The sequence below is a fragment of the Candidatus Cloacimonas sp. genome (assembly GCA_039680785.1).
GTDB lineage: Bacteria > Cloacimonadota > Cloacimonadia > Cloacimonadales > Cloacimonadaceae > Cloacimonas.
Genome location: JBDKSF010000098.1, coordinates 1 through 22,781, shown reverse-complemented (window position 1 = coordinate 22,781; position 22,781 = coordinate 1). Strand labels below are relative to the sequence as shown.

Annotated in this window: 19 protein-coding genes; 10 read left to right on the top strand and 9 right to left on the bottom strand. The window is 37.2% G+C overall.

What is annotated here, in order from left to right; translation table 11 throughout:
• Positions 1-132: 132 nt before the first annotated feature.
• A complete protein-coding gene (locus ABFC98_07235; protein ID MEN6445820.1) occupies positions 133-2,265 on the bottom strand; it encodes a FlgD immunoglobulin-like domain containing protein in 2,133 nt (710 codons plus the stop codon).
• A 213-nt stretch (positions 2,266-2,478) separates the two neighbouring features.
• On the opposite strand from ABFC98_07235, the gene ispH reads away from it, so the two are divergent.
• Both ispH and ABFC98_07225 read left to right on the top strand, forming a co-directional pair.
• On the top strand, positions 2,479-4,080 hold the full coding sequence (gene ispH / locus ABFC98_07230) for a 4-hydroxy-3-methylbut-2-enyl diphosphate reductase (protein ID MEN6445819.1): 1,602 nt from the start codon (positions 2,479-2,481) through the stop codon (positions 4,078-4,080).
• A complete protein-coding gene (locus ABFC98_07225) occupies positions 4,074-6,335 on the top strand; it encodes a 30S ribosomal protein S1 (GenBank protein MEN6445818.1) in 2,262 nt (753 codons plus the stop codon). The genes ispH and ABFC98_07225 overlap by 7 nt, the downstream gene beginning before the upstream one ends.
• A 337-nt stretch (positions 6,336-6,672) precedes the next feature.
• Here ABFC98_07225 and wecB read toward each other — a convergent pair whose 3' ends face one another.
• Complete coding sequence (gene wecB, locus ABFC98_07220) at positions 6,673-7,728, bottom strand: UDP-N-acetylglucosamine 2-epimerase (non-hydrolyzing) (protein MEN6445817.1); 1,056 nt, start codon at positions 7,726-7,728, stop codon at positions 6,673-6,675.
• A gap of 191 nt (positions 7,729-7,919) precedes the next feature.
• Here wecB and ABFC98_07215 point away from each other — a divergent pair, with 191 nt between their 5' ends.
• On the top strand, positions 7,920-8,543 hold the full coding sequence (locus ABFC98_07215) for a hypothetical protein (GenBank protein MEN6445816.1): 624 nt from the start codon (positions 7,920-7,922) through the stop codon (positions 8,541-8,543).
• Positions 8,544-8,618: 75 nt separating this feature from the next.
• Here the strand turns inward: ABFC98_07215 and ABFC98_07210 are convergent, their stop codons facing one another.
• The 4 genes from ABFC98_07210 to ABFC98_07195 all read right to left on the bottom strand — a co-directional run bounded on the left by ABFC98_07210 (position 8,619) and on the right by ABFC98_07195 (position 11,452).
• Positions 8,619-9,035 (bottom strand): secondary thiamine-phosphate synthase enzyme YjbQ, encoded by a 417-nt coding sequence (locus ABFC98_07210; GenBank protein MEN6445815.1) that lies wholly within the window; start codon positions 9,033-9,035, stop codon positions 8,619-8,621.
• Positions 9,032-9,736, bottom strand: a complete 705-nt coding sequence (locus ABFC98_07205) for an HAD family hydrolase (GenBank protein MEN6445814.1) — start codon at positions 9,734-9,736, stop codon at positions 9,032-9,034. Before ABFC98_07205 ends, ABFC98_07210 begins: the two co-directional genes overlap by 4 nt.
• A gap of 33 nt (positions 9,737-9,769) precedes the next feature.
• Complete coding sequence (locus ABFC98_07200) at positions 9,770-10,606, bottom strand: mechanosensitive ion channel family protein (GenBank protein MEN6445813.1); 837 nt, start codon at positions 10,604-10,606, stop codon at positions 9,770-9,772.
• A gap of 246 nt (positions 10,607-10,852) precedes the next feature.
• A complete protein-coding gene (locus ABFC98_07195) occupies positions 10,853-11,452 on the bottom strand; it encodes a LemA family protein (GenBank protein MEN6445812.1) in 600 nt (199 codons plus the stop codon).
• Positions 11,453-11,791: 339 nt separating this feature from the next.
• On the opposite strand from ABFC98_07195, the gene ABFC98_07190 reads away from it, so the two are divergent.
• From ABFC98_07190 to phoU, 6 genes are all read left to right on the top strand, one after another.
• Entirely contained in the window at positions 11,792-13,000 is a 1,209-nt protein-coding gene (locus tag ABFC98_07190) for a hypothetical protein (protein ID MEN6445811.1), read from the top strand.
• Between the two features lie 17 nt (positions 13,001-13,017).
• The gene (locus ABFC98_07185; GenBank protein ID MEN6445810.1) at positions 13,018-13,836 is read left to right on the top strand and encodes a phosphate ABC transporter substrate-binding protein; all 819 of its coding nucleotides are present in this window, start codon (positions 13,018-13,020) and stop codon (positions 13,834-13,836) included.
• A gap of 65 nt (positions 13,837-13,901) precedes the next feature.
• On the top strand, positions 13,902-14,774 hold the full coding sequence (gene pstC, locus ABFC98_07180; GenBank protein ID MEN6445809.1) for a phosphate ABC transporter permease subunit PstC: 873 nt from the start codon (positions 13,902-13,904) through the stop codon (positions 14,772-14,774).
• Positions 14,767-15,621 carry a phosphate ABC transporter permease PstA gene (pstA, locus tag ABFC98_07175; protein MEN6445808.1) on the top strand — a complete coding sequence of 285 codons (855 nt, stop codon included), beginning with the start codon at positions 14,767-14,769 and terminating at the stop codon, positions 15,619-15,621. The genes pstC and pstA overlap by 8 nt, the downstream gene beginning before the upstream one ends.
• The gene (pstB, locus tag ABFC98_07170; protein ID MEN6445807.1) at positions 15,615-16,373 is read left to right on the top strand and encodes a phosphate ABC transporter ATP-binding protein PstB; all 759 of its coding nucleotides are present in this window, start codon (positions 15,615-15,617) and stop codon (positions 16,371-16,373) included. Before pstA ends, pstB begins: the two co-directional genes overlap by 7 nt.
• Positions 16,374-16,393: 20 nt before the next feature.
• Positions 16,394-17,053 carry a phosphate signaling complex protein PhoU gene (phoU, locus tag ABFC98_07165; GenBank protein MEN6445806.1) on the top strand — a complete coding sequence of 220 codons (660 nt, stop codon included), beginning with the start codon at positions 16,394-16,396 and terminating at the stop codon, positions 17,051-17,053.
• Positions 17,054-17,378: 325 nt separating this feature from the next.
• Here phoU and ABFC98_07160 read toward each other — a convergent pair whose 3' ends face one another.
• The 3 genes from ABFC98_07160 to ABFC98_07150 are packed head-to-tail and all read right to left on the bottom strand — an operon-like array spanning position 17,379 to position 19,939.
• On the bottom strand, positions 17,379-17,906 hold the full coding sequence (locus ABFC98_07160; protein ID MEN6445805.1) for a sigma-70 family RNA polymerase sigma factor: 528 nt from the start codon (positions 17,904-17,906) through the stop codon (positions 17,379-17,381).
• On the bottom strand, positions 17,899-19,242 hold the full coding sequence (locus tag ABFC98_07155; protein ID MEN6445804.1) for an ATP-binding protein: 1,344 nt from the start codon (positions 19,240-19,242) through the stop codon (positions 17,899-17,901). Before ABFC98_07155 ends, ABFC98_07160 begins: the two co-directional genes overlap by 8 nt.
• Complete coding sequence (locus ABFC98_07150) at positions 19,223-19,939, bottom strand: response regulator transcription factor (protein MEN6445803.1); 717 nt, start codon at positions 19,937-19,939, stop codon at positions 19,223-19,225. Before ABFC98_07150 ends, ABFC98_07155 begins: the two co-directional genes overlap by 20 nt.
• Before the next feature lie 216 nt (positions 19,940-20,155).
• Between ABFC98_07150 and ABFC98_07145 the strand changes: the two genes are divergently transcribed.
• On the top strand, positions 20,156-22,618 hold the full coding sequence (locus tag ABFC98_07145) for an FAD-dependent oxidoreductase (protein MEN6445802.1): 2,463 nt from the start codon (positions 20,156-20,158) through the stop codon (positions 22,616-22,618).
• Positions 22,619-22,781 lie beyond the last annotated feature (163 nt).

The following is a 22,781-nucleotide window of genomic DNA, read 5'->3' as shown; positions in this document are numbered from 1 at the left end:
CAACCCGTATTGTGACACGGGATGGTTATGGGATGCTCTTTATCATTATATCGGTTTGCAGTAGGCGACTATTTGCTTTGGATGCTAACAGAGCTATGAAGCGTTTGTATATGGAAGCTGTAACGGGTTAACTTAATGCAGAATAGCTATTTTTTTTGTCCAGACCTTTCCGGAAGCATTAAGAGACAGGATATAATTTCCATTGGCTAAAAGATTGCCTCTATCGTCTCGGGCATCCCACTGGACAGAAAAATTACCGCTATCTTTGGTTTCGTTTAAGATAGTTTTAACTCGTTGTCCTTTTATATTATACACTTGAATAAGAGCAACGGATTTGGATGGGACACCAAAGAAAATTTTGGCATCGGAATCAAGCGGATTGGGAGCGATGGAATGAAATCCTTCCAAAACAGGAATGGAAGGGGATTGACTGCCAGTATTTTGAATTTCAACTATAGCTGGACCGTAAAATGAATTGGTGCCATTGAAATCCACAATTTCCAGCCAATAATAATATATGCCGGTAGTGAGAACCTGGTCTGTATATTGGTAAATTCTTAATTGTGAAGTATTTGTAGCTGGTGTTAAATAGCCCAGGTTAATTGCGGAATCCAAATTTGATTGATTGGATCTTAAGATATTGAAGCCCATCACATTGGTTTCCGATTGGGTTATCCAAGTAATTTTAACGGAGGACATTCCGCTTTGAGAAGCAATAAATGAACTTAAAGTTACAGGAAGAGTATCATCGGTTCCTCTTCCAATATAGTAATAAGCATCATCTCTATTATTAGGAAAATTATGCGCCATAAAAGAAATCTCTCTTGGTTTTGCGGGATTCCAAATAGTATTTAGCGGTTCATCACTATTGGATAAATATAATTTTGGAAAGTTATGCACATTCCAGTTTAGACCATTATCTTCATCCTCATTCCAATTGAGGGTTATTATTTTGGTGCCGTTGAAATTACCCTTCAATATCCATTTACGGTTAACAAATGCGTTATTATTTTGGAAAGGAAGCGATTCAGCCATAAAATTATACATCAAAGTTCCGTTTTTGCTAATGGTTACCTTTTTGACATCGGGGCTATAAAAACCGTCTATGCCATCAGGAAGAATACTATTATTAATATTTCCTTCTATAAGTTCCATAGTGGACACTACGGTAATAGGATTGGTAAAAGTGATGCCAGCAGGATTATCAATTACAATATCGTTTACAGTATAAGAAGTTGGAGTCGGATTAAAATTTCCGGTAGATTGAGGAGTGCTGCCATTAAAAATATAATTACCGGTGCTATTATAATTTCTTGCCCCTACTTGCACACTTCCAGTATTGCCAGTAGAGGAAAAACCATCCTGATTTGCAGTCGCAATCGTAGAGTTATCTGCCATAGAAAAAGTCCCTGAACCAGTCCATGCACTTGTGATAATAAACAACCCAAAATCAAGAGATGTTTCGCTATAAACCGTTGCTGTATTTACAAGCGTAATATTTCTGCTCAAACTTATGCCGGCAGGATTATTAAAATCTATGCCTAAAACCTGATTTGGCATTTTCAATCCTGTAATTTGAGGTTCAGTTCCGTTATATATAAGGTAGAGTGAATTATAAGTTATGCTACCAGAACAATTCAATGATCCATCTAAACCGCTGGGATTAGCGGTGGCTATGATGCTGCCATAATTATTGCTGAAAGAACAATTTCCCGTTATTGAACCCTGACTGCCAAAAATTATTTTTCCGTTGGAATTCACATAAACATTACAGTTATTTGGTGGTAAGGAATTGATGATACCATTGACTTCCACAATTCCTTCATTAACAACTACCGAAGAATTACTGGTATTTGCAGTTACTTGCCCATTGATAGTTAGTTTTGAGCCATTATAGGTCTCAATTCTGCCAATTTTACAATCCACGCTTTCATTGATTATTAATGTTGCTCCTGAAACTAATTGTAAGGTTCCACTTATAACAAGCCCCCCTTGTATAGTCATAGAACTATGCATTGTTATGTTTTGACCTGCGATGTAAATTGTTGATGTAAAAGGAGAAGATGGCAATTGAGTGGCATTTACCCATTGTGAACCATTATAATATTCCCATAAATTAAGGTCTTCAAAATTACCACCCCATTTTGTGCGATAATCTCCTGTATTAAAAGAAAATAAATTAGGGGTGGCAAGGACAATGATTGCCACTACTAACAGCCACTTAATTCCGCTCATTTTTTTTATCGTAATTTTACTGTTAAACATAATATAACCTCTTGGCAAATTAGAATTTAGAAAGTATAAAATCCTCTGCAAACTGCAGGGAAAGCAAGATTTTTTTTTCCTGATTAAATGTCAACTCTTTTTATGGTTGACTATATAATATCTATTTGTTACGCATTATGGGCTCGGTGAAAAAAAGAGTTGACGATATTATCTATTTCAAAAATAAGGTAAAAATGGAGAAATATGGAATAAATGCGAAAGATTATTGTTGCTATAGACGGTCCTGCTGCGTCCGGTAAAAGTACAACGGCAAAATTACTTGCTCAAAAATTGGGATATGTGTATTTGGATACGGGAGCAATGTATCGTGCTTGTGCTTTGCAGGCAATGAGGGAAAATATTTCTCTTAATGATCTTTTCGCCATTTCTTCTATGCTGGAAAGGATAGATATTAAGATATCTTATGGAGAAAAGGGCAATACAATTTGGCTGAACGGTGAAAATGTTAGCGAGAAGATTCGCACTCCGGAAATATCTTCTGCTGCTTCTGCCATTTCTGCCATTCCCATCGTGCGTTATAAAATGGTAGATTTGCAGCGCAAACTTGGCAAAGAGGGTGGAGTTGTTTTAGAGGGAAGAGATATTGGAACATTTGTTTTTCCTGAAGCGGAAGCCAAATTTTTCCTGATTGCAAATTTGGAAGTTCGTGCTTTGCGTCGTTATAAAGAACTGCAGGAAAAAGGGATAGAAACAACTTTGCCAGATGTCTTACAGGAATTGAAAGCGCGTGATGAAGCTGATGCAGGCAGATCTTTGGCTCCGTTAAAACCAGCAAATGATGCAATCATAATAGATACCAGCAACTTGACTATTGAAGAACAAGTAATTAAGCTCTATGAAATCATCTGCTCCCAAATTGATAAGTTAACTAATGCTAAAACAGCAAGAAACGGTTTGTCTCAAATTCCGGAAATTTATCTGGCCCCCTATTCTGGATATTGTTTTGGTGTAAAACGCGCCATTCAATTGGCAAAAGAAACCAAAAATAGCAATAAACCTGTTTGGGCATTGGGAGAACTGATTCATAATCCGGGAGTGATTCAGGAACTGGAACAACAGGGAATTCGTATTGCTCATAATGTCTCTGAGCTAAAAAACAGCATTGTTATTATTCGCTCCCACGGTATTACAAAAGAAGAATACCAAATACTGGTAGATAATCACAATGAAATTATTGACGCCACTTGTCCTTATGTGCAAAGGACACATAGAATAATCCGGGAAATGGTGGAGGAAGATTACCCCATAATCATTTTTGGCGATAAGCAACATCCGGAAGTAGTAAGTATGTTTTCTTACGGGAATGCCAAAACTATAGTTCTGGGTGAAGATGAAGCTCTTCCTATAATATTTGAAAAAAAATTAGCATTAATTGCTCAAACTACGCAAAAAGTAGAAAAGCTTAAAGAATTGGTATGTAAATTGCTCCCTAAGGTAGCTGAATTAAGAGTATTTAATACTATATGTTTAACGACGATGCTAAGGCAGAATGCAACAGTGGAGCTGGCAAAAAAAAGCGATGCTATAATAGTGATAGGGGGATATTCAAGTTCCAATACCACTGCTTTAGCAAAACTGAGTGAAAAATATTGCCCTACTTTTCATATAGAAGATGAAAAGCAGATAGAAAATATTGATCTTTCCCAATATAAAAAGATAGGAATAACTGCCGGGGCATCAACTCCGGAAGAAATGATAGTAAGAGTTTATAATGTATTATTAGAAAAAAGCGGGAGCTTTGATACAATTAAAAGTATTAAAGAAATCCCATTGTTTAAGGAGGAATCATGTTAACACATGATCAAAACACAGTCGAAACTGAAGTAAAAGAAATGGAAACCAATAATCCTGAATTGGAGCCCGTTTTGGACATTAGTGAAGACACGATGTCAAAATCAACAGTTGAGGAAGAAGAAACACCCTCAATTGCCGTATCCGAAGAAATGTTAAGTAATGAACCCGAAACAAATGTTGCGGAAAACAAAGAAAGTGAAATTCCCGTTTCCCTAAAACCGGAAAAAGAACTTACTCAGGAAGAGAAAGAACATCAGGAAATGCTTTCTATGTATGAGGAATCATTTTCCAGCTTTAAAAAAGGTGAAATCATCGAAGGAACAGTTGTGGATATTTCCGATAAGGAAGTTCGCGTTGATATCGGATTCAAATCCGAAGGCGTAATTCCTCTCTCGGAATTTGCTTATAGTGGAATTCCAGAACCAAATTCTGTGATTAAGGTCTTTATTAGCGAAATTGAGAATGGCGAAGGCAAAGTATTGCTTTCCAAAAAGAGAGCCGACTATCTAATCAACATTGAACGCATCAAGAATGCTTATGTGAATGGGACTTCTTTGAGCGGAGTAATTCGCCGACGCGTGAAAGGTGGAATGATTGTAGATATACTTGGTATTGAAGGTTTTCTACCTGGCTCGCAAATGTCTTTAAAGCCCATTCCCAATTTGGATCAGTTTATTGGTAAAGAGCTTGTTTTTAAAGTTGTAAATATAGATGAAGAACACCATAATATAATTCTTTCCCGCCGGCAAGTTTTGGAAGAAGAAGCGGAACAGAAAAAGCAGGAACTGCTGAAAAAGATTGCGATTGATTCAGAATTGGACGGAGAAGTAAAAAATATCACTCAATATGGCGCTTTTATAGATTTAGGCGGAATTGATGGTTTATTACACCTTTCCGATATGAGCTGGGGTAAAATTAACCACCCTTCTGAAATGCTACAGATTGGAGATAAAGTAAAAGTAAAAGTAATCAATTTCGATCCTGAGACCAATAAAATATCTCTTGGATTGAAACAATTGGTGCCTCATCCTTGGGAAAATATTGAAATTAAATATCCCGAAGGAAACAGAGTAACTGGTAAGGTTGTTAATGTAAAATCCTTCGGTGCCTTTGTAGAACTTGAACCCGGAGTTGAGGGCTTAGTTCATATTTCAGAAATGAGCTGGACAAAAAAGATTACAGATGCGCGGAAGTTTGTGAAAATAGGCGAGACCATCAATGCCATAGTTCTGGAACTCGACAAGGAAAATAAAAGAATATCTTTGGGAATGAAACAGATGGACCCCAATCCTTGGCTAACAATTGAAGACCGCTATCCGATAGGGACTATTCTTACGCGCAAAATAAAAAGTTTGACGGCATTTGGCGCTTTTGTGGAGATTGAAGAAGGGATTGATGGTTTGATACATATTTCGGATATGAGCTGGACAAAAAGAATCTATCATCCCCGGGAAATTTATAAGAAGAATCAAGAAGTGCAAACAATTGTTCTCTCCATAGACAGAGCTCAACATAGAATTGCCCTGGGTGTAAAACAGCTGATTCCTGATCCCTGGGGAATATTAGACCAAATTTTACCGGTAAATACGGAAGTAAAAGGTAAAATCAGCAAACTAATTCCCAAAGGACTTCTTGTGGATGTTCCTATTAATGATGATGTAGTGGAAGGATTTATTCCGATTTCACATCTGGCTATTCCCAAGCTTGAACATAGTGATGACGCTTTCCATATTGGTGAAGAACTACCCCTGAAAGTGATTGAATTGGATATGGAAAACCGACGCTTGATCCTTTCCGTGAAGGCATTTTTCTTCTCCCGCGATCCTAAATTGCAGGAAGAGTATATTGCTTTGCATGAACAGTTTATACGCGATAAAGTTGCCAGACAACAGAAAAAGAAACAAGAAAAAGATTCTCGTGAAAAGAAAGTAACCGAAAAAAAGGAAACGGAAGAAAAAACGGAGATAGCTTCGGAAAACGATACTGTTGATGAAATGGCGACGGAAATGGTTAAAGAAGTTATAATACCAATAGATTCAGACGAAGTAGTCCAAATCACGGAACCTGAGATGAAAGCTGATTTGGAACATGAAACAGAAGAGTCCGCAGATAAAATAAGCCCAGAAACGGAAAATAGCGCGACAGAAGAAGAACCTAAGGATATGGACAAACTCGAACCAGAAATTAAGGAAGAGATAAATTCTGAACAGGATGAAGCTACATTAAAGGATGAGGACTCCTTCAAAGAAGAATAAACTAATCTGATTATATAGCTTACTTCTGATTGGAACGGAATAATAAATAAATGCGGTTTTAGTAACCTGACGGGTGTTTGTGTCCTTGTTTCTGAAAACAGGATTATTCTCCTTTAGCAAAAAGGGAGTATGAGATAGCTCTGATTGCTCATAATGAAAGAAGGACACAATATCCTAAGAGCGGATTACATATAGGAAAAGTATCATCTTATCCTTCTAAGGCAAAATTATGGATCAGATAAAAGTGCTTAAAAAGAAAGAAGTGAGTTCAATTTCCGAGACGATTTTAATGCTCTACGAAGCAATAAGGTAATGAGATTTACTCCCCAAGCGATAATTATCCTTGAGATTCCATTATTTTTAGAATTTTTGGGGCTACATTCATACCAAACAAATCTGGATGCTCTGCCGGTGGTTGAAAAGCAGTTATAGCTGAGGGAAAATCTTTAGAATCAACTGGTAACAGAAAATTCCATCCACTTTGGACTGTCTCCAGCCATTCTGTTTCCGGACGCAAAGTTACGCAAGGTCTTTTTAGAATGTATGCTTCTTTTTGAACACCACCGGAATCAGTAAATATCATTTCCGCATTTTGCATCAACATCATAAAATCCAGATATGCTTGGGGTTCTATATAGCGAAGATTAACAAACTGTTTATCATGCATCTTGCTTAAAATATTGCGAGTGCGAGGATGAACGGGGAAAATAATATTTTTCTGCAACTGGTTCAGACCTGTAAGAATCTGTTGCAGATTTTTAGGATCATCTACATTATAGGGTCTATGCAAAGTAAGCAGACAATAACTTTCCGGAGCTAATTTTAAGTGAGACAGCACTTGGGATTCATTTTTTGCTTTTCTCATTCCAAAAAGAAGTGCATCCACCATTATATCTCCCACAAGATATGTTTTATTTTGTAGTCCTTCTTTATTCGCATTTTGCATTGCCGTTTCAGTGGGTGCAAATAAAATATCACACAGGTGGTCTGCTACGATGCGATTTATTTCTTCTGGCATACTTTTATTGAAACTACGCAGGCAGGACTCTATATGAGCTGTTTTAATGTTTAGCTTAGTTGCACATAAAGCTCCTGCTAAAGTAGTATTTGTGTCTCCATAAACAACTACTAAATCAGGGCGCTCATTTTCCAAAACTGGTTCCAGAGCAGTTAATATTGAAGCTGTTTGCAATGCCTGACTTCCGGAACCAACCTTCAGGTTATAATCTGGAGCTGGAATTTCCATATCGCGAAAAAAGACCTCATTCATTTGCGGGTCGTAATGCTGACCACTGTGAATAATTATTTCCTGATGGCGTTTTCTAACTTCTCTGGAAAGCGGAGCCAGTTTTATAAATTGAGGTCTGGCACCAACAATTTGAACTATTTTCATAAAGAACATCCTTCCTTATTTACCAATAGTGTCATTTTATCTAAAATAGAAAAATGTCAAGCACGAAGAACTAAGGTTATGAGAAAAAAGTTTGCTAACAAGAGAAGGCAGATATAAAATATTTGCCTTATTTCTAAGGATGATTATATTGTCAAATAGAACATAATGGCATACCGCCAAAAGGAGAAATAATGAAAAGGTTGTGTTTAATCAGCATATTGTTGTTCTGTTTGTGCGTAATAGGCGCAGAGACGAAGAAAGCACAAGTTACTAAAGATGCTCGAGATACAGGTATGGGTTTTCAATTTGGAACTGTGTCAGGAAATGGTTTTGCTTATCGTAACTATTGGCAAAAAAGTGGATTCCAATATGTTTTAGGAGGAATGACCACCGGTTCCAAAGATATTGATTATGATGTTTACGGTTATTATAGTGGCGCTTCAGAAATAACTAAAACAGAGAAAGGACGGAAAACTACTATTAGTTCTTCTTTGAATTATCTGCATACTCTTGCAAATAATGATATAGGCAGATTTTACATCTTTGGTGGCGGCTCAGTACTGTATTCCTTGATTAGGGAATATGAAGTAGATTATCGGTTGTCATCCAATGATCATTATGTGCGAATTATGGACCAACCTGAAAGGAAAAAATGGGGTGACAAATACAATTATTATTTGGGCTTTGGATTGGGTTTTGATTTTCAAGTGGGGCAAAACTTCCACTGGGTTGTAGAATTACCTCTCACTATTGATGAGGACAGTGAAATTATGATGTATATTCCTCAAACTGGGTTATACTACTTTTTCCGCTAATTATAGAAAGAGCCCGGTTTTGTTAACCGGGCTCCATTTATGCTTTTAATATTTGGCTTTTAAGCTTTGCTAAACCTATTCTCCAATTATTTTGATTAAGACCCGTTTATCACGCTTACCATCAAATTCGCCATAGAATATCTGTTCCCAAGTGCCGAAATCCAATTCACCATTAGTAACGGCAATAACAACTTCTCTTCCCATAATTTGTCTTTTCAGATGTGCATCGGCATTATCTTCAAAACCATTATGGTGATATTGGGAATAGGGCTTTTCCGGGGCTAATTTTTCCAGCCAGGTCTCAAAATCGTTATGCAATCCCGTCTCATCGTCATTGATGAAAATGGAGGCAGTAATGTGCATAGGATTAACCAAGCAAAGGCCTTCTTGGATACCACTTTCGAATAAGGCATTTTTTACCTCTAAAGTGATATTTAGATAGTCCCTGCGTTTTTCAGTTTTAAGGTGCAGTTCTTTCCTGTAACTTTTCATAGACACATTGGCAGAGAATCAAGGTAGGCAGACATCTGCGTTGGGCTATCAAAAATCATATCCGCGCCTGCATCCTGAAGGTCTTTTTTGCTGCTGTAACCCCAAGCAGCTCCGATAGCTATCATTCCTGCATTTTTAGCAGTTTGAATATCAACGATGCTATCACCCACAAAGGCACAAAATTTGGGCTTTACTTTCATTTTGTCTGCCAGCTCCAATGCCAATGTGGGGTCTGGTTTTCTGGGCTTATCTGGCTCTTCACCGCTATAAACGCCAAAAGGATTTTTTGTATGGCGGATCATAGCTCCCCGGAAGAAGTGACGGATCATCTTTTTTGTAAAATAGTGTGGCTTATTGGAAAGGATTGCTAGTTTCATTTTACGCGCTACGGCAAGCTGAATTAAATAAAGCACACCTGAGAAAATATTAGTATGCAGATACCAAGCAATATCGTAGTTATCCCAGTATTTTTTGGCAAGCGCATTGATATTTTCTGGAGTCCGCTTATTTTCCGGCAAAACTTTTCTTGCCAGTTCCATTTGACCATCTCCTATAAAATGCTTATAGGCATCAACAGGATGTTCTGGATAGCCAAGTTCTTTTAAAGCAGCATTCATTGCATTGGCGATATCTGTAATGCTGTCTATGAGGGTGCCATCAAGATCGAAGATGATGGCTTTGATTTCAGGTTTAGTGCTCATATTACACTTCCTTTTTATTTATTTTGTTTTTTTTTAAGTTATTGGTTTACACTGGATATCCTCTAAATTGGCAATGGAAATATGAGGATAGGGAATTTCTATGTTTTCTTGTTTAAATCTATCTTTAATAGCTATCATTAAAGAAGTTTTCAAATTAGAATAATCTTCTTTCTTAGCCCAAACTCCGAAAAGTAAGTTAATTCCGGAATCGGCAAATTTATCAACCAAAAACATTGGAGCAGGATCTTTCAATGCCATTGGCTCTGAAGTAACAATATCTAAAAGGAGATTTTGAACTTTATTTACATCATCATCATAGCTAACTGAAACATTAATATCTACGCGTCGGACAGGGTATCGCGTTATATTAGTGACTTCGGTTTTTATCATCGTTTCATTGGGAACTCGGATATATCGGTTGTCAGGTGTCTTCAATTTTATAGATAAAAGATCTATTGACTCAATAGCGCCAATGTTATTGCCCACTTGAACTACATCACCTATCTGAAAGGGCTTTTCCGAGATCAAAAAGATGCCGCTGATAATATTGGAAAAACTGGTTTGGGAAGCAAACCCAATAGCTACTCCAAAAATACCTGCAGCGCCTAAAATAGCTGATAGATGAAATCCAAATTCATTTAATAAAGTAATGAATAGAACTAATATGGCTAAATAATATACAGTTCGGACTACTAATTGTTCGCTTTGCGGAGATAGACGGTTTTTAACTATTTTTCCAGTTATGGTCTTGATCAATCTCACCAGCGGTATTCCAACCAGGAGAATCAGAACGACTCTTATTGTTAAACTTATTCTTTCCGGCGTAATAAAATCATCTGTCAGTTTGCCGATATTAATGGCTAACAGCATTTTTACACCTCACTTATCTTTTTGCATATCCTAAACATATTATAATCAATTTTGGAGATATGTCCAATTATTTTTTTACTTTTGGACACTTACAATATACTTATTATTTAGAAGTTATGTTAATTCTGCCAAATATTAAACTGCTGATCGTCTTAATATGCTGTCGCACAATACACATAGCAAGTTTCATCATTCGGAAGAGCAAACAGGTTTATTTTATGCAAATTGTATTCCGAAAAATTACTTTTATTCAAATTGAACTTTAGGAGCTGTCTGTGCGGCTTCTTCTGCCTGGAAGAATTGAAAGGGTTTAGCTTTAATAATGCTTGCAATAATGTTATTAGGGAAGGTAACAATAAGCTGATTGAATTTTTTAGCTGCATCATTATAACGCATTCTTTCAGTTCTAATCCGGTTTTCCAATCCTTCCAATTGTGCCTGAAAAGTGAGGAAGTTTTGGTTTGCTTTTAGTTCCGGATATCGTTCCACTACAACCATCAAGCGCGAAAGAGCATTACTTAAGCCAGCTTGACTTTGTTGAAATGTCTGAAATGCTTGAGGGTTAGTTAATGCTTCAGGAGGAAGATTTATATTCCCACCAATTTTAGCGCGGGCTTCGGTTACCTGTGTTAAGGTTGATTTTTCAAAATTCGCAGCGCCTTGAACTGTTTCTACCAAATTTGGGATCAGGTCATAGCGAGTTTGATAGATATTCTGCACTTGAGCCCAGGCAGTTTCTACATTTACTTTCTCTTTCTGAATGGCGTTGTAGCGTCCGATAGACCATCCTGCCAAGATTATAATCAGCAGAACGATAACGAGTAAGACAATTAATCCTTTCTTCATTTTATCTCCAAAATTTATTTTGGTTCATTTCTGGAAAAGTGCATAAGCTGTCCAGAATTTTTTTTGTTTTCATTATAGTGTTTTAAATAAAGGACTGCGAAGACGGCAATAGCCCTTAATTTGGCATAGAAATATGTTTAAAATAATTCAACCAAAATCCACTAAGGGCATCTTTTTCAATTTAACCGCTACCTTGCCTTCGATATATAACTATCTTACTGTCTCATAATAACATATAAGAATGTGAAGAAAACTTAACCTTCACTTTATAAAATCTTAACAGACGCACAGTATAATCATAGTAGAGGCGAAAGCCAAAAGTAAACAAAGGAGAAAAAAATGACAAGAAAGAAACTTATGTTGAATCTGATTTGCCTGGGATTACTTTTTGTCCCAATGGCTATGAATGGTTTAGAAACAAAGTTAAGTGGAGAATTTTGGGGGCGTTGGCTTGCTGAAATTGCTAAAAGAAAAAATGCTACCGGAAATTATGAAAACAAATTGGTGAATAATTATCTCTCTTTGGAAAGAGGTTACTTAGGTTTGGAAACCAAATTTACTGAACAAGTAAAAGGTCGTTTTACGGTTGATATCTATACAACTGACAAGACCTACGAATATCAGTCATATTCTTTAGAGGATAGCACATTAACTGCTTCTACAAAATCTGGCAGCATAGACGGAGCTGGGCTGAAAATCAAATATGCTTATGTTGATTTTGGTGGTTTTATACCCGTAAAAGATATGACCTTAACCGCAGGGATGCAAAAAGTATATTTCGGTAGTATTTATGATTGGAGCTATACATTAATAGGCAAAGCTCCTTCCGATGAACATAAAGTGGCCAATTCGGCTGATTTGGGCTTAACTTTAAACGGTTATTTACCTTCCGGATATGGAGAATACGCTGTTGGTATTTATAACGGCGAAGGATACAAAAAAGTAGGTGCCAATCTAAAAGACAATACTGATTTTGCCTATTTAGGTAATTTGCGTGTTACCCCCATAACTGGTTTAACCGTCGGTGGTTCATATATGTATAACACAGTGGGAAGGGAAAAGGATTTGAATGGAGAAGCCAATAATTCTGCCTATGAAAAACAACAATTAATGGATGCTTATACACGTTTGGCTTATGGACCGGTTGATTTGAATTGTGAATATATAGTTAAAAATGTGGATTTTCCCAATATTACTGATAGCAATAAAACTAAAAAATACACTGCCACAGGCATTTCTATTTTTCCTTGTATCAATTTGAAGGAGTATTTGCCTTATGACCTTCAAATAGTTGGCTGTTATGATCTTTGGGACGAATCTGATCGCTTAGTTTCCGATAAAGCCAGGAATAAACTTGCTGCTTCCACCATTGGAGTAAATTATAATTTTATGCCTGACGAAACAGATACTCCTTCCATGCAATTACAGCTAAATTATACTGACAAAAGATATGACGAAGATAAATCCCATAGTGACTATGCAAATGGGAAGCAAGATTCCTCCCAAATCAATTTGCAGCTTAAATGGAAGTTTGCCAATACACTATAAAATAATAGGAGAAAAAAATGAAAACCAAAATCTATATTATCGCCCTTGTATCAATGATAATTGCTGCGTTAAATTTATCCGCAGCAAGTAAAAATCAGATTACTTGCACTGGTTCAACAACTGTTTTACCGATCGCTCAGGCAGCAGCTGAATCCTATATGGATAACCATCCGGAAATAAATATTTCGGTTCGCGGAGGAGGTTCAGGAGTGGGAGTTGCCGCTTTGCAAAATGGAACTACCGATATTTGCAATTCCAGTCGGCCAATGAAGTCCAAAGAAATTTCCGTCGCAAAAGCAAAAGGCATAAATCCCGTCGCTTACGCCATTGCCAATGACGCCATCAGCATTATTGTGCATACAAATAATCCCATAAAAGACATAACCATCCAGCAGATAAAAGATATTTACACAGGTAAAATAAAGAACTGGAAAGCGTTAGGTGGACCTAATCTACCGATTGTAGCTGTTTCGAGGGATGTTTCTTCCGGCACTTTTGAGGTCTTTAATGAAAAAGTTTTAGCGGGAGCAAAAGTTGAAGGTAGTGCACAATTACTTGCTTCCAACAATGCCGTCTTAAGTGCAGTCAGTAATACACCGGGAGCCATAGGTTATGTGGGTTTGGGATATGTAAATGAGACCGTAAAACTATTAAGTGTGAACAGAGTTATCCCTGCTGTGGCATCAGTAAAAAATAATTCTTATCCTCTTGCTCGCAAGCTATATATGTACACTAATGGCAATGCCAAAGGAGAAGTAGAAAAGTTAATCGGATTTATTCAAAGTGAAAAAGGACAAAAAATCGTGGAAGAACAGGGCTTCATAAACATTAAATAAAGAACGGAAACATAAGGGTAGGGAATTCACCCTGCCCTTTACATTATATTATTAAGGGAGTCCTAATGAATAAATACAAGGAAAAAGCATTTCAAACAGTTGTTTACATTGCCTCATTATTGACCGTTTTTGCTCTTTTGGCATTGATATACGGTTTATTTAATGAGGGATTGCCGTTTTTTGACACGGTCTCAATAAAGGATTTTATTTTTGGTAACGGTTGGTATCCGACTAATTCAGAACCGGAATTTGGCGCCTGGACACTTATTATTGGCTCATTTTCTGTAACGATAGGTGCCTTATTAATAGGCATTCCTTTAGGTTTGGGAAGTGCAATATTTATTTCTGAAATAGCGGGAAATCGTTTAAGGGAAATAGTTAAGCCCATAATAGAACTTTTAGCTGGAATTCCATCTGTGGTTTATGGTTTGTTTGGTATGTCTTTTATAGCTCCATTAACCAGTAAATGGTTGCATTTAGATACAGGTCTGAATGTTTTTTCCACCTCTTTAATTTTGGGGCTGATGATTATTCCGATCATAGCCAGTATGAGTGAGGATGCGTTATCTAATGTCTCCAAATCTATGCGAGAAGCATCTTTAGCTTTGGGATCCACTAAAATGGAGTGTGTTTTCAGAGTAATCGTTCCCGCAGCCAGAAGAGGAATAATCGGAAGTATTTTACTTGGTTTGGGTAGAGCGATTGGAGAAACAATGGTTGTTTTAATGGTTTCAGGTGGCAGCGCTCAAATTCCCAAAGGGATTTTTGATTCAGTAAGACCCATCACCTCTACCATAGCAGCCGAAATGGGAGAGACAGTTATAGGCAGTTTACATTATCAGTCATTATATGCACTGGCTATCTTACTATTTATCTTTACCTTTCTCTCCAATTTAATAACCGAGATTTTCATCCTAAAAAAGAGTAAAAATGAATAAACGCAAATTCTATAACGGTTCAGGGGTCACAATTCTTACTATTTTAGTAGGAGTAACTATTTTGGCGTTGGCAATATTCTTAATTAGAATATTTTATTTAGGTGGCTCGGCTTTAAGCTGGGAATTTATTTTTACGGCTCCCAGAAACGCGATGCAGGAAGGAGGCATTTTTCCTGCATTAGTAGGAACTTTTTGGCTTACCGTTATGGCAATGTGCATCACCATTCCATTGGGAATTTTAACGGCTATTTTTTTAACCCATTACGGTAAACCGAGATGGCTGGTAAAAATAGTGCAAACTGCAATTGATACTTTGGCAGGGACGCCGTCCATTATTTTTGGCTTATTTGGCATGGCTATCTTTGTAAACCTTCTGGGGTTCAATGTTTCGCTTATTTCAGGCGCTTTAACTTTGGCTGTTTTAGCCCTGCCAGTATTTATCAATACTTGCATAGAAGCCATAAAAAGTGTTCCTTCTGATTTTTTTGAAGCATCATTAGCTTTGGGAGCAACGAAAAGACAGACCATAAGCAGAATTGTTATCCCAACCGCCTTACCTAACATTTTGACCGGTATTATCATTTGCATTGGCAGAGTTGCAGGCGAAACAGCCCCTATAATGTTTACGGCGGCAACATTTTATACGCGGCGTTTGCCCAATAGTTTGGGTGATGATGTTATGGCATTACCTTATCATATTTATGCTTTAATGACGGAAGGAACCCATCCGGAAACCCAGATTCCCATTGCTTATGGAACAGCGGTTGTTTTATTATTGATGGTTTTAAGCATTAGTGCCGTAGCTGTAATTATGCGTTCCTCTATTAGGAGAAAGAGAAAATGGTAAATGAAATCTTAACTACAGAAAATTTAAACTTATGGTTCGGTAAGAATCAGATTCTTAAAAATATCAATCTTAGCGTATTAGATAAAAAAGTCACCGCCATAATCGGACCTTCAGGTTGCGGCAAATCAACTTTGTTGCGTTGTTTTAATCGGATGAATGATCTGATCCCGGAGACCAAAATTGAGGGCAAAGTAAAACTTTTAGATTCAGACCTTTACGCTTCGAAAGCGGATGTTACTGAAATTCGTTCCAAAATCGGAATGGTTTTTCAAAAGCCCAATCCCTTTCCCAAAAGCATTTATAAAAATGTTGCTTACGGACTTCAGATTCAGGGAAAATATAGTAAAAGTGAAATAAACGACAGAGTTGAACAGGCATTAAAAGCTGCCTGGCTTTGGGATGAAGTTAAAGATCGTTTAAATTCACCTGCTTTAGCTCTTTCCGGGGGCCAACAACAACGACTTTGTATTGCCAGAGCCCTTGCCAATAAACCAGATGTTCTTTTATTGGATGAACCGACATCGGCTTTAGACCCTCAATCGACTGCTAAAATTGAAGAATTGTGTTTGGAATTGCAAAAAAATGTTTGCATTTTAATCGTCACTCATAATATTGCCCAGGCAGGCAGAATTTCACATTACACTGCTTTTATGTATCTGGGTGAATTAGTGGAATATGGGCCTACGGAAAAGGTTTTTACCGTTCCCAAAGATAAAAGAACCGAATCCTATTTGACAGGTGTCTTCGGTTAAAGAATAAATAAGGAGAAATAATGCTGAATGAAAGAATCTATGAATTAAAAAAAACATTGCTTGAAGAAGCTGGACTGGTAGAAAAAATGGTCGTTTTAGCTATGGAGGAATTGGTAAATTTCGGAAAATCGTATCAGGAAGAAGTAAATACTTTGGAAAATAAAGTTAACAAGATTGAAATTGACTTGGACGATAAATGCTTAACTTTGATTGCGTTAAATCAACCGGAAGCCAAAGACCTCAGGCAAATTTTGATGATTTACAGAATCAATAATGACTTGGAACGCTTGGGAGATCAGGCAGTTAATATTGCTGAAAGTGCAGCGCATCTAATGGGCAATCCCGTTTTACAATTAATACCTGAACTCTTTGCTATGCAGGACTCCGCTTTGAAAATGTTAAAAGATGCCCTAACTGCTTTTACCACAGAGGATAATGTTCTCTCACACCAAGTTTGTGATGCAGATAATGTAGTTGATGATTATAACCGCAAAATTTATAGACATTTGATAGAACTAATCCAAGCAAATCCTTTACAGACAGACCTTTATCTCCATATTTTACGCATAGCCAAAAATTTGGAAAGAATTGGCGATCTCTCTACCAATATAGCTGAAAACACTATTTTTCTTGCTCAAGGTAAAGTTATTAAACATAATATAGACAAAGAATTTGATTAACTCTGCCGTAGCCAAACTGTAAAACTTGGGTTGTCATAGTTCAATTCGTTACCTATACGAATGAACAAAGCTTTTTCTGGAGGGCAAAACAAGAATGAAATGCTTTCTTGAATCTGGCACAAAAGTGTTTGCCCGCCAATTTTCTCAACCACTTTATAACAAGGAAAGTTATGAATGCCTAACTGATTGATTCTTAATCGGTTCTTACTCGATTCCGTAACACAACTCTTACACTGCTCTAACACTTCTTTAACATTTCTGTAACAAAGTTAGGGAAGTGTTACTGTAATGATAGAGGGATATTAGATGGCGAAGTAAGCGTGTCTTAACTATTAGAGAAATGTTGTTTTAGGCGGCGGAGGGCTTTTTTCTTGTGCTGATTAACGCGTTCCACGCTGATATTCAAAATTTGGGCAATTTCTTTTAGGGTCTTTTTTTCGTTGAAAGCCAATTCCAAAATGGTTCTTTCCAAAGGGGGTAAGTCCTGCGTAAATTTAATGTTATGACTACTTGCTTCCGTATCCGGTGGAGCAATCGGACTTTCTATTGCGCGAATATTTGCCTCCTCCAATGTGCTATCTGTTTTTGCTATATTCTCGTTAAAGTCCTCTTCTCTTAGGAAGGAATTATTTTTTAGCGATTCTATGATTTGTTTTTTAATCCAATAAGTGGCATAGGTGGTAAATTGAACATCTTTTTCCGGAAGAAAATGATTGCCTGCTTTCAGCAAACCCAAAAGTGATTCCTGTTTAATGTCCTCCCAATCCAGCCCTTTATTTCGATATTGTTTAGCGATGCTGTAGGCAAAATTGGCATAGCGTTCAATTAATTCATCGGGAGTTAGGTCAATCATTATTTTCCAGTTGGTGGGGTTGTGTTAAGGGTAACAAAATACTGAAAACGGTACCGGTTCCCAATTCACTTTTTACGGTTATGGAGCCATTATGTAATTGAACGATATGTTTTACAATGGCTAAACCCAATCCCGTTCCGCTTTGGGACTTATTTCTGGCTGGATCAGCCACATAAAAACGCTCAAAAATACGCGGTAAATGGATGTTATCTATGCCAATGCCAGTATCGGAGACCTCAAAAAGCGCTTCATTGGTGGCTAATCTGCTCCGAATGGTTATGCCGCCTTGTGTTGTGTAACGCAGAGAATTTTGGACTAAATTGATGAATACCTGTTCCAATTTAAAAGGGTCACAAATCAGACGCGGTAAATTTTCATCCAGTTCGATGTTAAGATAGAGCCCTTTTTCTTCCACCATCGGAGTTAAAATTAAGGCGATATTTTGGAAAAATGTAGCTAAATTTGTATCTTGGAATTCCAGTTCTTTTATGCTTTCCAGACGGATAAGCTGTTCCAAATCGCTAATGAGATGAACTAAACGGAGGGTGTGGTTTTGGATAATCTTTAAGTAATTTCGGTTTGCTTCATTGATATTTTCTTCCATTGCTTCCGCAAATCCACTGATTGCCGTTAAAGGAGTTCGGAGTTCATGAGCCAAATTCACGATAAAATCCTTTTTTATCTGCTCCACTTGGCGGATTTCGTCAATATTTTGCAAAATGAAAACTCGGCGTTTTGCTTTGTCATTATGAGTGCTGGAAAACAAATAATAATGCCCTTCTATTTCCGCTTCTTGCAACAATTTATCTTTACTGCTTGCCGTATTTTTGATGAACGAAAGTAAAATGGGATCGCGAATAACTTCCCAGTAATAAATCTTCTTTTTGGTGTCTATTTTTCCGAAAATATCTTGAAATGGTAGATTTACCCATTCCAGTTTACCTTCCAAACTTTGAGACCATAAAATATCATCTATGGTGCTCAGCACTAAACGCAATTCTTCACGGTGGACAGCTAAATGATGAATGGTTTTATCCAGCTTTTCCAGCATACCATTTAAATCTGCGCTTAAAGTGTTTAATTCGGTAAAATTCAATTCCGGAAAGCGTAAAGTATGATTTCCTTTCGCTATTTGCAATGTTGTTTGCGAGATTAAAGAAAGCTGTTTGCGCAAACTGAAAATCAAATGAGCGGTAAGCAAGCCAGAGACAATTAGTAAAATAATTAGGGATAACCAAGTGGGCATTTTAGCAAACATTAAAAAAGCCACCAGCAATAAGATGAAAGCAAAGGATAAAATCAAGCGTAGAACAAAACTACTCTTTTTTAAGCTCATTTTCTACCTCATCGGAAAATTGATAACCTACTCCTCTGATATTTTTAATCAGATAGGCATAGTTGCCCATTTTTTCGCGTAAATTGCGAATGTGAACATCTATCGTGCGTTCAATTACAGTTTTGTCATTGCCCCAAAGATAATCCAAAATCTGACTGCGATTATAAACCCAACCCGGTCTTTTAGTAAGTAATTGCAGGATTTTAAATTCGGTTAATGTGAGGTCAAGGTGCTTGCCCTCAATCCAAACCTCATAACGATTAAAATCGATGATGAAGTTTTCAGTTATGGAAAGGATGTTTTTATCGCTTTCCCAATCGCTGCGTCGCAAAACAGCATTTATTCTGGCTATCAATTCTCTGTTTTCAAAAGGTTTGGTAATGTAATCGTCCGCGCCATATTCCAACCCTTTAATCCTATCTTCGAGGTCTGTTCTTGCCGTAAGCATTATAATGGGGACTTTATTAGTTGCCTTGTCACTTTTGAGTTTTTGGCAAACTTCCATTCCATCCATATCGGGTAACATCAAATCTAAAATAACCAGGTCTGGATGCTCAATTTTAAGTAAATTCAGCATTGGCAGGGCGGTTGTAAAACCCTTGGCAACAAAACCCGCATTTTTCAGCAACATTTTTAGGAGCTCCAAAATGTCAGTTTCGTCTTCTACAAGATAGATTTTTTTTCCTTTATTTTCCATATTTATACCTAAAGATAAGATAGCTGATTTTAAGCAAGAAAAAACAGGTTTTTTTCGATTAATTTTTCTTAACAAATCGCTATAAGGGCTATTTATCCTTATAAGAAGGTTTAGAAGGCGAAAGAGATGGGCTTTGATATTTGATACTTGCCAAATATGCATAAACAATTATCTTATACAATATAGTAAATAAATTGGAAAAAGGAGATTAGGAGAATGTCCAAATATGTGATTGTCGGTGGTGTTGCGGGTGGTGCAACAACTGCAGCTCGTTTAAGACGCTTGGATGAAAATGCGCAAATAATTATGTTTGAGCGCTATGGCTATATATCTTATGCAAATTGTGGTTTGCCATATTATATTGGAGGCGTAATTAAAGAAAGGGATCGGCTGTTTGTTCAGACGCCGGAAAGCTTTAAAGCTCGTTTAAATGTAGATGTTCGCATCCATCAAGAAGTTATTGCCATCAATGGAAAGGAAAAAACGGTTACGGTTAAAAGAGCGGATGGTAGCCAATATAATGAAAATTATGATAAATTGGTTCTTTCACCTGGCGCTGAACCTTTAATTCCTCCCCTACCTGGAATTTCCGATGGCGCTATTTTTACGCTGCGAAATGTATCCGATACGGATAAAATCAAGGAATACATTGAAAGCCATAAAGTTCAGCATTGCGTTATTATTGGCGCAGGATTCATCGGATTGGAAATGGCGGAAAATTTACATAATTTGGGGATGAAAGTTACTTTGGTGGAAATGGCGGAACAAGTTATGACTCCTTTGGATTATGAAATGGCGGCTATTGTCCATCAACACTTAAAAACGAAAGAAGTGGAATTTTATCTTAAAGATGGCGTCTCATCCTTTAGTAGAAATGAAGGTGGCTTGCAAGTCCATTTACAAAGTGGGAGGACAATAAATGCAGATATGGTATTATTATCCATTGGAGTTCGTCCTGATAGTAAATTGGCAGAAGCAGCCGGTTTGGAATTGGGAATAAACAAAGGGATAAGAGTAAATTCTTATCTGCAAACCAGCGATCCTGATATTTATGCTTTGGGAGATGCAATTGCGTTTCCCAATCCGATTACCAAAATGGAAAGCTTAACTTATCTGGCGGGACCCGCAAATAAACAGGCACGCATTGTGGCTGATAATATCGTTAAAGGTAACATCCGAAAATATAAAGGTAGCATTGGAACTGCCATTGCCAAGGTCTTTGATATTACTGTCGGTTCAACTGGTGTATCGGAAAAAGTTTTGAAAGATGCAGGAATAGATTATATTTCTTCCATTATACATACTTCTTCTCATGCAGGTTACTATCCTGATGCTCTGCCCCTAACGATAAAGATTGTTTTTAGCCCTAAAGATGGAAAACTGTTGGGTGCACAAATTGTAGGTTTTGACGGCGTAGATAAAAGGACAGATATGCTGGCTCATATATTGAAACATAACGAGACCATCTATGAAATTCAAGAAATTGAACATAGTTATGCTCCTCCTTTTTCCAGTGCCAAAGATGCTGTAAATATTGCCGGAATGGTAGCTGATAATATTATCAACGGTTTAGTTAAGATTATTCACTGGGATGATTTGACTTCCTTGGCTAAAAATGATACCGTTATCATTGATGTGCGAACTCCCGATGAAACTGCTTTGGGAACAATAGAAGGAAGCATAAACATCCCTTTGGATGATTTACGATCGAGGTTAAAGGAAATACCTGAAAATAAACAAATAGTGGTTTTCTGTGGAACCGGTTTGCGTTCCTATTTTGCCACGCGCATTTTAATGCAAAACGGCTTCAAGAATGTGTATAATCTCTCCGGAGGTTATCTTACTTATGAATACGCCACTCAGAAACAAAGTAATGAGGATATCTTTGCGGATGATTATATTGGGAAAGACGATGATATCTATAAAGGCAAGGAAGAAAAAATGGATAGAGAAGTAAAGACAATAACTGCAGATGCTTGCGGTTTACAATGTCCGGGACCAATTATGCGTTTAAAAAACGAAATGGATAAATTGTTGGAAGGCGATATTTTGGAAATTTCTGCCAGCGATCCTGGTTTTGCCAAAGATGTGCCTGCTTGGTGTAAAATGACTGGAAACACTCTTTTGGAAGTGAAAACGGAAGGTAAAATAATAATTGCCAGCATTCAAAAAAGGGGTGGTGAAAAAACATCCAAGAGCTTGGAAAGTGGAAACAATAAAACCATAATTGTCTTCAGTGATGCTTTGGACAGAGCTTTGGCTGCTTTCGTAATTGCCAATGGAGCTGCTTCAACTGGTAAACAAGTTACTATGTTCTTTACTTTTTGGGGTTTGAATGTAATTAAAATACCTAAACCGCCTAAACAGAAAAAAGATATGATGGCTAAAATGTTTGGTATTATGCTACCTCGTTCTTCGCTAAAATTGAGTTTGTCCAAAATAAACTTTGCTGGAATGGGACCTATTCTGATGAGAAAAAGAATGAAAAATAAAAATGTGGATTCGCTTGAGTCGATGATAATGCAAGCCCAAAAAGCAGGAATAAAAATGATCGCCTGCCAAATGAGTATGGATATTATGGGCGTTGAACCAAGTGAATTGATGGAAGGTGTTGAGATTGGCGGAGTTGCTTCCTACCTTGCGGAAGCAGAACAATCTAATGTAAATCTATTTATATGAAAGAAGTATATCCTTTGCCCTTGCTAACTAAAAAAGGTGGAAGGGTGGAAAAGTGGAAAGGTGAAAAGGTGGAAGGGTGAAAAGGTGAAAAATTTTTTCTTCCACCTTCTACATATAAAGTTCTGAAAAAAAAGCCCGTAACGACTTATCGTAACGGGCTATA

What these genes read in the sequence shown, in the direction of transcription:
- ABFC98_07235 (MEN6445820.1), bottom strand. Translation starts at nt 2,265, where the DNA reads ATGTTTAACAGTAAAATTACGATAAAAAAAATGAGCGGAATTAAGTGG.
- ispH (MEN6445819.1), top strand. Translation starts at nt 2,479, where the DNA reads ATGCGAAAGATTATTGTTGCTATAGACGGTCCTGCTGCGTCCGGTAAA.
- ABFC98_07225 (MEN6445818.1), top strand. Translation starts at nt 4,074, where the DNA reads ATGTTAACACATGATCAAAACACAGTCGAAACTGAAGTAAAAGAAATG.
- wecB (MEN6445817.1), bottom strand. Translation starts at nt 7,728, where the DNA reads ATGAAAATAGTTCAAATTGTTGGTGCCAGACCTCAATTTATAAAACTG.
- ABFC98_07215 (MEN6445816.1), top strand. Translation starts at nt 7,920, where the DNA reads ATGAAAAGGTTGTGTTTAATCAGCATATTGTTGTTCTGTTTGTGCGTA.
- ABFC98_07210 (MEN6445815.1), bottom strand. Translation starts at nt 9,035, where the DNA reads ATGAAAAGTTACAGGAAAGAACTGCACCTTAAAACTGAAAAACGCAGG.
- ABFC98_07205 (MEN6445814.1), bottom strand. Translation starts at nt 9,736, where the DNA reads ATGAGCACTAAACCTGAAATCAAAGCCATCATCTTCGATCTTGATGGC.
- ABFC98_07200 (MEN6445813.1), bottom strand. Translation starts at nt 10,606, where the DNA reads ATGCTGTTAGCCATTAATATCGGCAAACTGACAGATGATTTTATTACG.
- ABFC98_07195 (MEN6445812.1), bottom strand. Translation starts at nt 11,452, where the DNA reads ATGAAGAAAGGATTAATTGTCTTACTCGTTATCGTTCTGCTGATTATA.
- ABFC98_07190 (MEN6445811.1), top strand. Translation starts at nt 11,792, where the DNA reads ATGACAAGAAAGAAACTTATGTTGAATCTGATTTGCCTGGGATTACTT.
- ABFC98_07185 (MEN6445810.1), top strand. Translation starts at nt 13,018, where the DNA reads ATGAAAACCAAAATCTATATTATCGCCCTTGTATCAATGATAATTGCT.
- pstC (MEN6445809.1), top strand. Translation starts at nt 13,902, where the DNA reads ATGAATAAATACAAGGAAAAAGCATTTCAAACAGTTGTTTACATTGCC.
- pstA (MEN6445808.1), top strand. Translation starts at nt 14,767, where the DNA reads ATGAATAAACGCAAATTCTATAACGGTTCAGGGGTCACAATTCTTACT.
- pstB (MEN6445807.1), top strand. Translation starts at nt 15,615, where the DNA reads ATGGTAAATGAAATCTTAACTACAGAAAATTTAAACTTATGGTTCGGT.
- phoU (MEN6445806.1), top strand. Translation starts at nt 16,394, where the DNA reads ATGCTGAATGAAAGAATCTATGAATTAAAAAAAACATTGCTTGAAGAA.
- ABFC98_07160 (MEN6445805.1), bottom strand. Translation starts at nt 17,906, where the DNA reads ATGATTGACCTAACTCCCGATGAATTAATTGAACGCTATGCCAATTTT.
- ABFC98_07155 (MEN6445804.1), bottom strand. Translation starts at nt 19,242, where the DNA reads ATGAGCTTAAAAAAGAGTAGTTTTGTTCTACGCTTGATTTTATCCTTT.
- ABFC98_07150 (MEN6445803.1), bottom strand. Translation starts at nt 19,939, where the DNA reads ATGGAAAATAAAGGAAAAAAAATCTATCTTGTAGAAGACGAAACTGAC.
- ABFC98_07145 (MEN6445802.1), top strand. Translation starts at nt 20,156, where the DNA reads ATGTCCAAATATGTGATTGTCGGTGGTGTTGCGGGTGGTGCAACAACT.